The sequence below is a fragment of the Desulfobacteraceae bacterium genome (genome assembly GCA_022340425.1).
Taxonomy (GTDB): domain Bacteria; phylum Desulfobacterota; class Desulfobacteria; order Desulfobacterales; family JAABRJ01; genus JAABRJ01.
In genome coordinates, this window is record JAJDNY010000136.1 from 15698 (window position 1) to 31148 (window position 15451).

At 65.1% G+C, this 15451-nt stretch carries 10 protein-coding genes; 5 read left to right on the plus strand and 5 right to left on the minus strand.

Annotated features, from left to right (window positions below; all coding sequences use genetic code 11):
• The 3 genes from LJE63_11705 (at window position 1) to LJE63_11715 (ending at window position 5283) form a co-directional block, all read left to right on the plus strand.
• Window positions 1-3156 (plus strand): multidrug efflux RND transporter permease subunit, encoded by a 3156-nt coding sequence (locus tag LJE63_11705; GenBank protein ID MCG6907270.1) that lies wholly within the window; start codon window positions 1-3, stop codon window positions 3154-3156.
• A 242-nt stretch (window positions 3157-3398) separates the two neighbouring features.
• Window positions 3399-4997 carry an efflux transporter outer membrane subunit gene (locus tag LJE63_11710; protein MCG6907271.1) on the plus strand — a complete coding sequence of 533 codons (1599 nt, stop codon included), beginning with the start codon at window positions 3399-3401 and terminating at the stop codon, window positions 4995-4997.
• Window positions 4998-5037: 40 nt separating this feature from the next.
• On the plus strand, window positions 5038-5283 hold the full coding sequence (locus tag LJE63_11715; protein MCG6907272.1) for a YgdI/YgdR family lipoprotein: 246 nt from the start codon (window positions 5038-5040) through the stop codon (window positions 5281-5283).
• Between the two features lie 166 nt (window positions 5284-5449).
• On the opposite strand, the gene LJE63_11720 is transcribed toward LJE63_11715, so the two are convergent.
• A complete protein-coding gene (locus LJE63_11720; GenBank protein ID MCG6907273.1) occupies window positions 5450-5956 on the minus strand; it encodes a peptidyl-prolyl cis-trans isomerase in 507 nt (168 codons plus the stop codon).
• A gap of 177 nt (window positions 5957-6133) precedes the next feature.
• Window positions 6134-8035 carry an ATP-binding cassette domain-containing protein gene (locus tag LJE63_11725; GenBank protein ID MCG6907274.1) on the minus strand — a complete coding sequence of 634 codons (1902 nt, stop codon included), beginning with the start codon at window positions 8033-8035 and terminating at the stop codon, window positions 6134-6136.
• A 416-nt stretch (window positions 8036-8451) separates the two neighbouring features.
• Between LJE63_11725 and LJE63_11730 the strand changes: the two genes are divergently transcribed.
• Window positions 8452-11316: an AMP-binding protein gene (locus tag LJE63_11730; protein MCG6907275.1), complete on the plus strand. Its 2865-nt coding sequence runs from the start codon at window positions 8452-8454 to the stop codon at window positions 11314-11316.
• Window positions 11317-11323: 7 nt separating this feature from the next.
• Here the strand turns inward: LJE63_11730 and LJE63_11735 are convergent, their stop codons facing one another.
• Genes LJE63_11735 through aguA form a run of 3 tightly spaced genes read right to left on the minus strand, consistent with a single transcriptional unit; the run spans window position 11324 to window position 14189 of the window.
• Window positions 11324-12118, minus strand: coding sequence for an SDR family NAD(P)-dependent oxidoreductase (locus tag LJE63_11735; GenBank protein MCG6907276.1), 795 nt, complete (start codon window positions 12116-12118; stop codon window positions 11324-11326).
• A gap of 56 nt (window positions 12119-12174) precedes the next feature.
• Window positions 12175-13044 carry an N-carbamoylputrescine amidase gene (gene aguB / locus LJE63_11740; protein MCG6907277.1) on the minus strand — a complete coding sequence of 290 codons (870 nt, stop codon included), beginning with the start codon at window positions 13042-13044 and terminating at the stop codon, window positions 12175-12177.
• On the minus strand, window positions 13032-14189 hold the full coding sequence (gene aguA / locus LJE63_11745; protein MCG6907278.1) for an agmatine deiminase: 1158 nt from the start codon (window positions 14187-14189) through the stop codon (window positions 13032-13034). Before aguA ends, aguB begins: the two co-directional genes overlap by 13 nt.
• A gap of 277 nt (window positions 14190-14466) precedes the next feature.
• On the opposite strand from aguA, the gene LJE63_11750 reads away from it, so the two are divergent.
• The gene (locus tag LJE63_11750) at window positions 14467-15300 is read left to right on the plus strand and encodes an aminotransferase class IV (protein ID MCG6907279.1); all 834 of its coding nucleotides are present in this window, start codon (window positions 14467-14469) and stop codon (window positions 15298-15300) included.
• The last annotated feature ends 151 nt before the right edge of the window (window positions 15301-15451 follow it).

Genomic DNA, 15451 nt, shown 5'->3' on the forward strand with positions numbered 1-15451 from the left:
ATGTTCTCAAAGTTTTTTATCGAACGCCCGATCTTCGCCAGCGTCATCTCCATCGTGATCGTCATTGCGGGTGTCGTCTCTTTCGGTGCCCTACCGGTGGCGCAGTACCCGGAGATCACACCGCCCACCGTATCCGTGTCGGCCGTCTATCCCGGCGCCAATGCCCAGGTGGTCGCCGAAACCGTTGCGGCGCCCATCGAGCAGCAAGTCAACGGCGTCGAGAATATGATCTACATGTCGTCCACCAGCGCCAGCGACGGTTCCTACGACCTCACGGTCAGCTTCGAGGTGGGCACCGACCTGGACATGGCCCAGGTGCTGGTTCAGAACCGGGTGAGTCTGGCCGAGCCCACCCTGCCCGAGGAGGTGGTCCGCCAAGGAATCAACACCAAAAAGAAGTCCACCAACATCCTCCTGCTCGCCTCGCTCTTCTCCCCGGACGGCCGCTTCGACGAGCTTTACCTCGTCAATTTCGCGACCTTGAGGTTGCGAGACGTGCTGAGCCGCATCCGGGGCGTCGGGGAGGTCCTCATCTTTCCCGCCAGCGATTACGCCATGCGCGTCTGGCTGGACCCTCGCAATCTCAAGAGCCGCAGTCTGACCACCGAAGACGTGCTCGCCGCCCTCCGCGAGCAGAACGTTCAGGTGGCTGCCGGTCAGATCGGCCAGCCGCCGGCGCCGGCAGGCCAGAACTTTCAATACACGGTCAACGTGCTGGGGCGCTTGTCGGAAATCGAGCAGTTCGAGGAGATCATTGTCAAGACCGCTGAAGGCGGCCGCATCACCCGACTCAAGGACGTGGCCCGCATCGAGCTGGGCGGCAGGACCTACAGCATCACCTCCAGCAAGAGCGGCACGCCCTCCGCCAGCCTGCTGCTCTACCAGCTGCCCGGCGCCAACGCCCTGGCGGTGGCACAAGAGGTAAAGTCCGCCCTGAAGGAAATGAGCGCGGCCTTTCCCGAAGGCCTGACCTACGAAATTCCATACGACACCACGATCTTCGTTGAGACCTCGATCAAGGAAGTCTACGTCACGCTTTTCCAGGCGGCCCTGCTGGTGTTCCTGGTGCTCTTCATCTTTCTCCAGGACTGGCGGGCCACCGTGGTGCCGGCGGTGACAATACCGGTCTCTCTCGTCGGCACCCTGGCGGTGATGCTGGCCATGGGGTTCTCCCTCAACATGCTGACCCTCTTCGGTCTGGTGCTGGCCATCGGCATCGTGGTGGACGACGCCATCGTCGTGGTGGAGTCAACCACCTACCACATCGAGCGCGGCAAGCCCCCCAGGGAGGCCGCCATCCAGGCCATGAGCGAGGTGTCCGGGCCGGTGGTGGCCACCACCTTGGTGCTGCTGGCCGTTTTCGTGCCGGCGGCCTTTTTGCCCGGCATCACCGGCCAGCTCTACCGCCAGTTCGCCCTGACCATCGCCATCTCCACCATTTTCAGCTCCATCAACGCCCTCACCATGAGCCCGGCCCTGGCGGCGCTGCTGCTGCGGCCCCCGAAAGAGAAGAAGAACGCCTTCTTCCGGGGTTTCGACAGCTTGTTTCAGAAAACCGAAAACGGCTACCTCGCCGTGGCCAAAACCCTGACCCGCCGGACGGCGATCGTCATGCTGCTCTATCTGGTGCTGCTGGGGGTTACCGGCTGGCGCTTTGCGCTGCTTCCCACCGGGTTTCTGCCCACCGAGGATCAGGGCTACCTGATCGCCAACATTCAACTGCCCGACGCCGCTTCGCTGGAACGCACCGACGCGGTGCTCAAGCGGATCGACGGCATCCTCGAAAAAACGGCGGGCGTTCAGGCCTGGGTTTCTTTGGGCGGCTACTCGGTCATTGACGGGACCAACGCATCCAATGCGGCTACGATCTTCATCACGATGACGCCCTGGGACGAGCGCAACGACCCCAGTCTGCGGCAGGAAGTTATCATGGGGACGATCCAGGCGCAGCTGTTTCAAATTCAGGAAGCCATTGCCTTTGTCTTTACACCGCCGGCGATCCCCGGTTTGGGGGTGGCGGGCGGCTTCCAGATGCAGCTTCAGGACAAGGCCGACGTGGGGCTTCCGGAGCTGCAGAAAATGGTCGACGAGATCCTCAAGGATGGCAACGCCCAGGCCGGTCTGGCCGGCCTCAACAGCACCTTCCGGGCCGATGTGCCCCAAATCTATGCCGAGGTCGACCGCACCAAAGCCAAGACCCTGGGCGTTCCCCTGACGAGCGTCTTCAACACCATGCAGGCCTATCTGGGTTCGGCCTACGTCAACGATTTCAACAAGTTCGGCCGAACCTGGCAGGTGCAGGTGCAGGCGGATCATGAGTTCCGGAACAAGCCCGAAGACATCCGTCAGCTGGACGTGCGTGACGCCATGGGAAACATGGTGCCGCTGGGGACGCTGATCAGCGTCGATCAGATCCTGGGGCCCCAGACGATCCAGCGTTACAACCTCTACCCGTCGGCTTCCATCACGGGCGCTGCCGCGCCCGGTTTCAGCTCCGGCCAGGCGCTCGACCTGATGGAGCAGTTGGCCGACAACAAGCTGCCCCCCTCCATGGGCTACGAATGGACCGGCATGTCCTACCAGGAGAAACAAGTCGGTTCGGAGGCGATTCTGGTCTTCGCCCTGGCCATTGTTCTGGTCTTCCTGGTGCTGGCGGCCCAGTACGAGAGCTGGACCAGCCCCTCGGCGGTTATCCTGGTGGTGCCGCTGGCGGTCCTGGGCACCGTCATCGCGCTGATGATGCGGGGAATGGACAACAACGTCTATACCCAGATCGGCATCGTGCTGCTGATCGCCCTGGCCAGCAAAAACGCCATTCTGATCGTCGAGTTCGCCTCGGAGCAGCGCGCCAAGGGGCTGGGCATCATGGAGGCGGCCGTGGAGGCGGCCAAACTGCGCTTCCGGCCGATCCTGATGACGTCGATCTCCTCCATTACCGGATTTATGCCGCTGGTGGTGGCATCCGGCGCCGGGGCCGCCAGCCGGCAGGCCATCGGTCTGGCGGTGGTTGGCGGTATGGCCGCCGCCACGATCATGTCCCTGCTGTTTACGCCGGTGTTTTACGTGGTGATGCAACGCCTGAGCGAGTTCAGGAAAAAGCCGGCCTTATCCGGCGGAACATCCCCCGCCGGCACCTCCGAAACCGCCGGAGGCTGAGGATGACGATTCCGCAAAAAGTCCAATTTCTGCCTTGCGCTGCATTTCGAAGTCGCTGCGGCTTACATAAGTTCGCCTCACGCCGCTGAGATTTGCGCGCCGTAACTTGAACTTTTTTCGAAACCGTCTGGTTTTTGTCTTACCTCTTTTTCAAGGCTGGGAAGCGGCTGCGGGGGGGGGGCCGCGCGCAGCCACGGTTTTTTAACCCAAACATGTCTTTTCTCGGAGCGGACGATATTGCCATGATGAGCATACCGCATAAGATCCTTTGGGGCCTGTTCGGTGTTTTGCTGCTTTGTCTGAATGCCTGCACCACTTTAGGGCCGGATTTCTCACCTCCCAGGGCGGACGTCTCCCCGCAATGGGTAGAGGCTGGGGACAGCCGGTTGAAGGCCGATGCCGCCGAGTTGCGCGACTGGTGGAAAGTCTTCGACGACCCGATCCTGGACGCGCTCATCGAGGAGGCCGCCGACGGGAACATCCCGCTTAAAATCGCCGGTGTGCGGATATACCAGGCCAGGGCGTTGCTGGGCATCGCCGTCGGAGAACTCTACCCGCAGCTGCAGCAGGGCTTCGGCTCATTGACCTTCAACCGGACCAGCGAGCGCGGGCCTTCCGCTCCCCAGCCGGGTGCGCCGGGTGATCCGGATTTTTCTTTCACACAAGGTGAGCTCGGGCTGGGGGCCAGCTGGGAGATCGATTTCTGGGGCCGCTTCCGGCGGGCCGTGGAATCGGCCGAGGCGGACTTTTTCAGCTCCGTCGCCGACTATGACAGCGCACTGGTCAGCCTGACGGCGGACGTTGCCGTGAACTACATCCTTTACCGCACCTTCGAGGAACGCATCCGGATTGCCCGTGAAAACCTCCAGACCCAGCAGGAGAGCCTGCGCATCGCCCGTTCGCGCTTTGAAAACGGCGCCACCAGCGAACGGGACGTCCAGCAGGCCCTGACCCAGCTCAACGGCACCGAGGCCACCATACCGCTGCTGGAAACCGGGATGCGCAAAACCCGCAACGCCCTGGGCATTCTCCTGGGGAAAGTGCCGGCGGAGATGGCCGCGGCGCTGGGGGCAGCGGGGGAGATTCCCGCGGCCCCGCCGACGGCGGCGGTGGGAATCCCCGCCGAGCTGATGCGCCGGCGCCCCGACATCCGTGGGGCGGAGCTCCAGGCGGCGGCCCAGAGCGCCCTCATCGGCGTGGCCAAGGCCGACTTGTATCCGGCCTTTTCCCTGGGCGGCAGTTTCGGGTTCCTGGCCAGTGATGTCGGCGCCTTTTCCTTGGACAACATTTTCGATTGGCGCAGCCGGACGGGCTTTATCGGCCCTTCCTTCCAGTGGAATCTTTTCAACTACGGGCGCATCGCCAACAACGTGCGTCTGCAGGATGCGCGCTTTCAGGAACTTCTGCTGAACTATCAGGATACCGTCCTGCGGGCCCAGCAGGAGGTGGAAGACGGGTTGGTGGAATTCCTGCGGGGCCAGGAGCGGGTGGTGCTGCTGACCAAGGCCGTGGCCGCCGCCCGGCGCTCGCTGGAGCTGGCGCTGATCCAGTACCGGGAAGGCGCCACGGACTTTACCACGGTGCTGACCGCTCTTCAGGCGCTGCTGAGCCAGGAGGATCTTCTGGCGGAGAGTCTCGGAGAGGTGCCCCTGGGGCTGATCGCCGTCTACCGCGCCCTGGGGGGCGGCTGGGAGATCCGGGAAGGAAAGGCCTTCATTTCCCCCGAGGTTCGACAGGAAATGGAAAACCGCACCGATTGGGGCGGGCTGCTGACACCCGTGGGGGTGCAAGTGACCGGCGACCAGGTGAAACAGCAGCTGATCCGCAAGCCCGACTGGTAGCTTTTTGTGCAGAACCAAAAAATGATGAAAGGAGCCTTAAATGAAACGCAAACTATCCGCCATGCTGCTGGCTGTTTGCCTGACGCTGAGTCTGGCCGCCTGCAGCACCTACTACCAGGTGAAAGACCCGGCCAGTGACATCGTCTACTACACGGGCGATATCAAAAAACTGAAAGGCGGGGCTGTCAAATTCAAGGATGAAAAAACCAAAACCGAGGTGACCCTGCAAACTTCAGAAGTCAAAGAGATCTCAAAAGACACCTTCAGCGAGGCTGTTGGGAAATAGAAATAACGGCATCGGTCGATACCTGAAAGGTACGAAACATGCAGGGGCGCCCGCGCGGGCGCCCCTGCAAGTATGGGAAGGATACCCGTGACGGTGAACCGTTGTCGGTGGCGGCCAAAGGCACCCATCGAGAACCGCGGGATCAAGGCCTCACCCGTGCAAGGGTTTACGCATCGTCCGTCGCCACCACCGTCGCCCGGGTGATGGTCACCGGGGTGACGGGGACGTCCTGGTGCATGCCGCTGCGGCCGGTGGGGACGCCTTTGAGCTTGTTGACCACGCCGTGGCCCTTGACCACCTTGCCGAAAACCGCGTAGCCCCACCCGTCGGGGGTCTTGGACTTGTGGTTGAGAAAATCGTTTTTCTTGACGTTGATGAAAAACTGCGCCGTGGCGCTGTGGGGGTCCATGGTGCGCGCCATGGCGACGGTGTAGGCGTCGTTTTGCAGGCCGTTGTCGGCCTCGTTGGGGATGGGGGCCTGGGTGGGCTTTTCCTTCATCTCGGCGGTCATCCCGCCGCCCTGGATCATGAACCCGTCGATGACGCGGTGAAAGATGGTGCCGTCATAATGCCCGGCTTGCACGTAGGACAGAAAGTTGGCGACGGTTTGGGGGGCTTTTTCCTCGTTTAGCTCCAGAACGATGTCGCCCATGCTGGTTTCGAGTTTTACCATGATGAATTTTTCCTTTCCTTAGGGGTGTGAATGGGGCCGAAAAAATGGCATTCACGGCCCGTGCAGAGGCCCTTCAACAAACCTCCCGGGCCCTCGGTGATCGCAAGCGTCAAGCGGCCCGCATACCGGAACATGCAGTGGGTTGTCAACCCGCCGCGGCGGTCCTGGAGGGGGCCGTCAGGGCGCATCGCCCTTTAATTCCTCCAGGACCTCCCAACGGCGGTAGGCCGCCTGGACGTCCCGTTCGACCACTTCCAGGCGCGCCGTGAACGCGGTGATCTCCCCCTTTTCCTTCTTGGAGAATAGGGGGTCGGACATGGCTGCGTATAGTTCCCGCTGCTCCGCCTCCAGTGCCTCGATCCGCCGGGGCAGGGCCTCCAGTTCGTGCTTCTCTTTGAACCCCAGTCCAGTCTTTCGTGCGCTCCCGCCGGCGCTGCGGGCCGGGGTCCGGGTTTTTTTCTCCGGTGGCGCCGCCTCGGCGGGTGCCGGTCGCTGGCGCAGCCAGTCGTCGTAGCCGCCGGGGTATTCGGCCACCCGGCCGCCGCCTTCGAAGACCAGCGTGCCGGTGACCACGTTGTTCAAAAACGCCCGGTCGTGGCTGACCAGGAGGAGCGTGCCGCTGAATTCGAAGAGCAACTCCTCCAAGAGCTCCAGGGTTTCGGTGTCCAGATCGTTGGTGGGCTCGTCCAGCACCAGCACGTTGGTCGGCCGGGTGAAGAGCTTGGCCAACAGCAGGCGGTTTTTTTCCCCGCCCGAAAGCACCCAGACCGGCGTGCGGCACCTTTGCGGGGAGAACAGGAAGTCCTGCAAATAGCCGATCACGTGGCGCCGCTGGCCGTTGAAATCGATGAAGTCGTTGCCCTGGGCGATGTTCTGCTGGACGGTCTGCTGGGGGTCCAACTGGTCGCGCAGCTGGTCGAAATAGGCCACCTGGAGATTGGTGCCGTGGCGCACAAGGCCTGTCATCGGGGCCAATTCGCCCAGGAGGAGCTTCAGCAGCGTGGTTTTGCCGGCGCCGTTGGGCCCGATGATGCCGATCTTGTCGCCGCGCATCACCACCGTCGAGAAATCGCGGATGATGGGGGATCCGCCGTGCGCAAACGTGATCCCCCGGGCCTCGATCACCAGTTTGCCGGTTTTTTCAGCCTCCTGGACCGCCAGCCGGACGATGCCCTCCCGGCGGCGACGGGCCCGGTGGGCCTCGCGCAGTTTTTCCAGCGCTTTCACGCGCCCCTCGTTGCGGGTCCGGCGGGCCTTGATGCCCTGGCGGATCCAGACCTCCTCCTGGGAGAGTTTTTTGTCGAAGACCGCGGTCTGCTTTTCTTCGGCCTCCAGCGCCGCCTCCCGGCGCATCAGATAGGTGGGATAGTCGCAGTCATAGGAAGCGATCCGCCCGCGGTCCAGCTCAACGATGCGGGTGGCCAGTCGTTGCAGCAAAGCGCGGTCGTGGGTGACCACGAGCAGGGTTTTGACGTTGCGCAGGATGAAGGTTTCCAGCCAGAGGATGGCCGCGATGTCCAGGTGGTTGGTGGGCTCGTCCAGCAGGAGCACGTCGGGGTCGCTGGCCAGGGCGCGCGCGAACAGGGTGCGGCGCTTCATGCCGGCTGAAAGACTGTCGAAGTCCCCATCGGGATCCAGTCCGGTTTTTGAGAGTACCTTTTCAGTCTGTCGCAGCAGCTCCCAGCCGCTCTCGGCGTCCAGCCGGTGCTGCAGCGCGTCCCGGCGCCGGGTCAGGGCGGGATCGCCGGCCGCCTCGGTGCTGCGGCAGACTCGGTTGTATTCGGCCAGAATTTGGCCATTTTCGCCCAGCCCGGCCACGACGACATCGAAGATCGTACCGTCGAGGTCCATTGGCACTTCCTGTTCCAGGGCTGCCACGGTAACCCCCTGCTGGCGCCAGACTTCGCCGCTGTCGGGCAGAATTTCGCCGGCAAGGAGCTTCAGCAGGGAGGACTTGCCGGCCCCGTTGCGGCCCAGTAGGCCGACGCGCTCGCCCTTGGCGATCTGGAAGGTCAGGTTCTCCAGCAGGGGCGGGTCGCCAAACCCCCAGCATACCTCGCGCATGCCCATCAGCGTCATGGCTATCGTTCCTTGGGGATGCGGGTCTCGGTCATCGTTTGTCTCTCCTGAGCATGTCCGGCCGGCGGGCCGGTGGGTGTTCGGATGCGCCGGACATTCGCGGCAACCGCCGGGCTGCCGAACAAGAGGAGTCTAAAATGCGCCTGCGGGCCTGAGGTGTCAACCCCCGGCCGCCTGCCGGTCCCTGCAAGACGGCCTGGGGCGGGTTTCCGAGCGCCGCGGGACCGCGAAAACCGGGGTGCCGCGGCAATCGATGCGCCGCGGTGTAAATCGGTTGCAGACCCGCAGCGCGCCGATGGGCGTTTGACAACGGCGGAGGGATTCGCGTATTTTGGTTGCAGCATCATAACCGGTCCAACCATCCCATTTTTCGCCCCCCTTTGCCACCTTTGCCCGCAACCACCGATGGAGGGCGCATGCAGCCCGACACTTTCAAGCCGGCAGCCGAGATTTCCGCCGATGCCCTGCTGGAGATCATCCGGCAGCTGGCCGCCGAGCTGAGCGCCCAGCCAGATTCCCTGCCGGCGGTGACGCTGGACGTCTCCCTGGAGCGCGATCTGGGGCTGGGCAGTCTCGCCCGGATGGAGCTGCTGGCGCGGGTGGAGCGCCATTTCGGCCTCACCTTCCCCGCCCAGGCCTTCACCGAGGCCGACACCCCGCGGGACCTGCTGCGCGCACTGAGGGCAGCCCAGCCCATCGCGGCGCACGATCTTGCACTGGAGCCCGCGGTTCCCGGACCCCGGGAGGAAGCGGAGGCGCCCCGACACGCCCGCACCCTGATCGAGGCGCTCCAGTGGCACGTGGACACCCATCCCGAGCGGGCCCACATCCGGCTTTGGGCCCACGATTCGGCTGGCACTCAAACCCTGACCTACAGGGACCTCTACGCCGGCGCGGCGGCCGTTGCCGGCGGCCTGCAGCGCTTGGGGCTGCGCTGCGGCCAGCCGGTGGCCATCATGCTGCCCACCGGCACGGACTATTTCTTCACCTTTTTCGGCGTCCTGCTGGCCGGCGGCATTCCGGTGCCGGTCTATCCGCCGGTACGCAAAAGCCAGCTGGTGGAGCACCTCAAGCGGCACCAGGCCATCCTGCAAAACTGCGGCGCCCCCATTTTGGTCACAATCCCCGAGGCCCGGGGGCTGGCCCGCCTGCTGAAAAGCCGGGCGACAGCCCTCATCCATCTGATCTCCGCCGCCGACCTTCGCGCCCAGTCACCGTCTTTCCAGCTGCCGCTGGTCAAGGCCGCGGACACCGCCTTTTTGCAGTACACCTCCGGCAGCACCGGCAACCCCAAGGGGGTCATCCTGTCCCACGCCAACCTGCTGGCCAACATCCGCAGCATGGGGTGCGCCATCGCGGCGAGCTCCGAGGATGTCGTCGTCAGCTGGCTGCCCCTCTACCACGACATGGGTCTGATCGGCGCCTGGCTGAGCCCTCTCTACTACGGCGCCCTGTTGATATCCATGTCGCCCATGGATTTCCTGGCGCGGCCTGGCCGCTGGCTGCGCGCGATTCAGCGCTTTGGCGGGACCCTTTCGGCGGCCCCCAATTTCGGCTATGAAATCTGCCTGAAACGGCTGGCCGACGAGGATCTCACCGAGTTGGATCTCAGCACCTGGCGCTGCGCCTTCAACGGCGCCGAGCCGGTCAGCCAAGCAACCCTGGAGCGGTTTTACGAGCGTTTCAAGGATTACGGCCTGCGCCGCGAGGCCCTGATGCCGGTTTACGGCCTGGCGGAATCCACGGTGGGGCTGGCCTTTCCGCCCATAGGGCGCGCCTGGCGGGTGGACCGCGTGGACCGCGCCACCCTGATGAGTTCCGGGCTGGCCCGGGAGGTGGCGGCCGACGCGCCCCAGCCGCTGCAGTTTGTGAGCTGCGGCCGGCCGCTGGCCGGTCACGAGGTTCGGATCGTGGACCCCGGCGGGCGCGAGCTGCCCGAACGCCGCCAGGGGCGGCTGCAGTTCCGCGGCCCGTCGGCCTGCAGCGGCTACTACCGCAACCCCCGCCAGACCCAGCGGCTTTTCCAGGGCGACTGGCTGGAATCCGGTGATCTGGCCTACCTGGCGGACGGCGAAATCTTCATCACCGGGCGCACCAAGGACATCATCATCTGCGGCGGGCGCAATATCTATCCGGAGGAACTGGAGGAGGCGGTGGGCAACCTGGCCGGGGTGCGCAAGGGCAACGTGGCGGTTTTTGGCACCCCCGACCCCCGGACGGGTACCGAGCGCCTGGTGGTCATGGCTGAAACCCGTGAAAGCGGGGCCGGTGTGCTGGCGCGCCTGCGGGGGGAAATCCAATCGGTCGCTCTGGATCTGGTGGGCAGCCCGCCGGATGAGATCGCCCTGGTGCCGCCGGGAAGCGTGTTGAAGACCTCCAGCGGCAAGATCCGGCGCACCGCCAGCCGGGAGCGCTTCGAAAAGGGCCGCATCGGGGTCGCGCCGCCGCCCCTGGCCTGGCAACTCTTTCGCCTGTGGCTGTCGGGGGGGGCTGCGATGGCCGGCCGGGTGCTGGGGCGATCCGCCGCCCTGGCTTACGGGGTTTACGTCTGGGGCCTGTTTCTCCTGCTCCTGCCGCCGCTGGGGCTGCTGGCAGCCGTGCTGCCGAGGCTGAGCTGGCGCTGGGCGGCCATGCGCCGGGGAGCCCGGCTGCTTTTCCGGGCGGCCGGGATGCCGATTACCGTCAAGGGGCTGACGCGCCTGCCGGCAGGCGCGGCCCACGTGGTGGCAGCCAACCACGCCAGCTATCTGGATGGGTTGGTGATTGCGGCAGCGCTCCCCGAGGTGTCCTGTTTCGTGGCCAAGGTGGAGTTGACCGCCGTGCCCGGCCTGCATTTCATGCTGCGCCGGCTGGGGACCCATTTCGTGGAACGCTTCGACGCGGCCCAGGGCATCGAAGACGCCCGGCGCATCCAGACCCTGCTGCGCCCTGGGCAGCGCCTGGTCTATTTCCCGGAAGGGACCTTCACCCGGGTTTCGGGTCTCAGGCCCTTTGAAATGGGGGCGTTTGTTGCCGCGGCCGAAACCGGCGTGCCGCTCGTACCGGTGGCCATCCGCGGCACGCGCTTCGCGCTGCACCCCGATACGCTCATACCGCGCCGCGGCGCCCTGGAAGTGCACATCGGCGCGCCAGTAGAAGCGCCGGCAGCGGCCAGCGAGGACCAGGCCGCCTGGCAGCGGGCGCTGGGGCTGCGCCGCCAGGCCCGGGACTTCATCCTGGCACGCTGCGGCGAACCCGACCTGGCCGCAGCAGAACCTACGCCGCGCAGGCCCCGCGGTTAAACCGCCGTCACCCCTTGGAGCCCAGCCGCAGGCCGCCGTGAATGAAGAAGACGTCCCCGGCCAGGGCCTCATTGCGGTAGAGATCGCCCACCAGGAGGGCGACCTCTTCGGGTTCGATCAGCCGGCCGATGGGCACCTGGGACAGGATGGCGTCCAGGGCCTTCTGGTTCATGTTCTTGACCATGGGGGTGCCCACGTAGCCGGGGGCCACGGCCACGCAGCGGATCCTGTCGGCCAGGCCGCGCCGGAAGAACTCCGCGGTGAGCACCTTGGGCATCACCGACATGGCCGCCTTGGAAGAAGCGTAGTTGATCTGGCCTGCGGTTCCCAGCGAGCCGGTGGAGGAGATCAGGCAGATCAGGCCCCTGCACTTGTGGTTGATCATACGCTCGGTGCATTCGCGCACGGTGAGAAAAACGCCGGTGAGGTTGATGTCGATCACGGCCTGAAAGTCGGCCAGGGACATTTTGCGGGTCACTTGCCCGGTTTCGCGGTCCGGCGAGACCATCAAACCGTCCTTGATGATGCCGGCAAAGGGCGCCACCAGGTTGATTTGGCCGAATTTTTCGATGGCCGTGTCCGCCAGGCGCGCACAGTCCTCCTCCTGGGTGACGTTGCAGACTACTGTGGCCACCGCGCCGCCCAGGGCTTTGAGCTCGGCCTCGGCTGCGGTCAGAAACTTTTCGGCGACATCCGCGATCACCACCTTGCCTCCGTTTTGCACCCAGTGGCGGGCCAGCGCCAGGCCGATGCCACCGCCGCCGCCGGTAATGACGGCAACCGAATCCTTGATCTCCAACATGTCATGCTCCTTATGGTTTGGGGTTTGTCTTGGACTTCTTCAGGCTGCTATCATATTCATAGCTGGCCGTCGCTGGTCATCAGGATGCCGTAGGTTTCCGGCCGGCGGTCCCTGAAAAGCCCCCAGCCGCGGCGGGCGGCCGCGATGGCGTCGAGATCGAAGGTCTGTACCAGGACCGCCGGGCTGCAGCCGTCGGCCTCGGCCACGATCTCGCCCCGGTGGTTGGTGATAAACGACGACCCGTAAAAGGTGATTTCGGAGCCCTCGATGCTTTCCGTTCCGATGCGGTTGGCGGACACCAACGGCAGCATGTTGGCCGCCGCGTGGCCCTGCATGCAGATCTGCCAGTGGGGCTTGGAATCGTGGGCGGGGTCGGTCGGCTCCGAGCCGATGGCGGTGGGGTAGAACAGAAGCTCGGCGCCCATCAGGGCCATGGCGCGGGCGGCCTCCGGAAACCACTGGTCCCAGCAGATCCCCACGCCGATGGCGGCGTAGCGTGTGCGCCAGACCCGGAAGCCGGTGTCGCCGGGGGTGAAATAGAATTTTTCCTCGTAGCCCGGGCCGTCGGGAATGTGGGTTTTGCGGTAGACCCCCAACAGCGACCCGTCGGCGTCGATGACCGCCACGGAATTGTAGTGGGCCTGGTTGCGGCGTTCGAAGAAGCTGATGGGCAGGACGATTTCAAGCTCCCGGGCGATCCTGGAAAAATGCAGCACGGCCGGGTTGCGCTCCACCTCGCTGGCCAGGTCGAAGAAAACCGCTTTTTCGGCCTGGCAGAAGTACGGGGTTTCAAAGAGCTCCTGCAGGAGAACGACGCCGGCCCCCCGGGCGGCGGCCTCTCTGACCCGCTCTTCGGCGGCGGCGATATTGGCCATGCGATCCGAAGTGCAGGCCATCTGGGTTGCCGCAACTGTCAGCTTGCGCATTGCTTGCCTCCTTTGGGGGCGCGCGGCCTCTCGCCGGCACCCGGCGCCCGGTATCCCAGGGGCTGCTGCTGGGTGATGCAATGGATGTTGCCCCCGCCCAGCAGGATTTCCCGGGCCGGGACCCCCACCACCCGCCGATCGGGGAAAAGCCGCGTGAGGGTCCCCAGCGCCGCGCGGTCGTGGGGGTCGTCGAAGAGCGGCAGGACCACCCCGCCGTTGGCGAGGTAGAAATTCACGTACGACGCCGCCAGGCGGTCCCCCGTCCGGCGGCCGTAGCCCGTTTTGCTCGCCGCCAGGTAGCGGCTCTCCTCCGCCGTCCAGAAGAGCGGCCCGGGCTGGTGAATCCGGTGAACGGTCAACCGCCGGCCCCGGGCATCGCTGGCGGCCGAAAGCACTTCCAGCGCCTGGCGGGATATCTCGTACTGCGGATCTGAGGCATCGTTGGTCCAGGTCAGCAGGACCTCCGCCGGGCGGACGAAACAGCACAGGTTGTCCACGTGGCCGCTGGTTTCGTCCTGGTAAACGCCTTTTCCCAGCCAGATGATGCGCTGGACGTTCAGATAGGTCTTGAGATGGTTTTCGATCGCCTCCCGCGAGAGTTCCGGGTTGCGGTTGGGATTGAGCAGGCACTCCGCGGTGGTCATCAGGGTGCCCTGGCCGTCCACATGGATCGCTCCGCCCTCCAGCACGAGCGGGGCCCGGTAGCGGTCCAGGCCCTCGGTTTCCAGCACCTTGCGCGCCACCAGGTCGTCCTGGTCCCAGGGGAAATAGAGGCCGCCGTTTAAGCCGCCGTAGGCATTGAAACGCCAGTCGACGCCTCTGACGCCGCCGCGGTCGTCCACCACGAAGGTGGGCCCGGTGTCGCGCATCCAGGCGTCGTTGGATGACATCTCCACCACCCGGATGTGGGGTGGCAGCATCCGGCGGGCGTTTTCATACTGCCCGGCGGCTGCGCCCACCGTCACCGGTTCGAACTGGGCGATGGCCGCAGCCACCGCCGCGAAGTGTTCCTGGGCGGGCAGGGCCCCGGCGCGCCAGGTGTCCAGGCGAAAGGGCCAGAGCATCCAGCAGCCGCGGTGGGGCTCGTATTCCGCCGGCATTCGGTAGCCGTCCGGGCGGGGGAGGGTGGTGAGGGTTTGCGACATGCTGCGCCTCGCGTGCGGTGGTGGACCTTCGGTCAACGCCCCGGCCGATATGGCCCGCTTGTCCGATCGGGCCGGGTGCTGTTTATTTACAGGGATGGCCGGTTTTTTTGAAGCAAAAAAAAAGGCCGGCCCCAAATGCCGCTGCCGTCGCGCGCAGCCCGCCGGCGCACCATCGAATTTCCGCTGGACAAACCGGCCGGCTTGGCCGATGATGCCCAACCACTTACCGTTGCGGCCTTTTGCGGCCCCTGATCACAGCGTATCACAAGGATCGCGTATGAACATCTATTACATCGACGGCGAATTTGTCCAGGCCCAGGCCGCTTGCCTGCCGGTGGACGACCTGTCCATCCTGCGGGGTTTCGGCGTTTTTGACTTTCTGCGGACTTATGGCGGCCGGCCGTTTCACCTGAAAGACCATTTGGCCCGGCTTAAGCGTTCGGCCGAACTGATCGGGCTTGGGGTGGGGCGCCCGCTGGGGGAAATCGCCGACATCGTCGGGGAGACCTTGCGGCGCAACGGGCATGCCGAGGCCAACATCCGGATCGTGGTCACCGGCGGCAGCAGTCCGGACTGCTTCCTGCCAGCCGGGCGGCCGCGGCTGCTGGTCCTGGTGACGCCCCTGACGCCGCTGCCTGAGACCTGGCAGCAAGACGGTGTCGGGATCGTCACCATTCCCTACAGCCGCTACCTGCCGAACGCCAAGAGCATCAACTACATTCCCGCGATTCACGCCATGCAGGACGCCCGGCGCCAGGGCGCCGTGGAAGCGCTCTATGTCAAGCCCGACGGCCGGGTCACGGAGTTTACCACCAGCAACCTTTTTGCCGTGATCGACGGGCGCCTGCTGACCCCCGAAACCGACCTGCTGCCCGGGATCACGCGCCAGGTGGTGCTGGACCTGGACCTGCCGCTGCCGGCGCAGATCGGCGATCTGACCCTCGAAGCCCTGCACGGGGCCGAGGAGGTGTTCCTCACCTCCTCCACCAAGGAGGTCGTGCCGGTGGTGCGGATCGACCGGCGGCCGGTGGCCGACGGGCGCCCGGGCAAGCGCACGCGGGAGACCATGGCCCGCTTCCGGGACTACACCGAGCGCTACGGCCGGGGGTGATGCGGCACCTCGTTTCGGATCCAGGGCCGCCCTGCGGCTGGAAGGTATGCTGGGCGCCTCGGGGCTGCACTCAGGGAGGGGTGAGGACCATGGAAAACGGGTGGGAGCTGTATCCGGTTCGCCAGCGCTTTGACGACACCGCCCTGGAAGA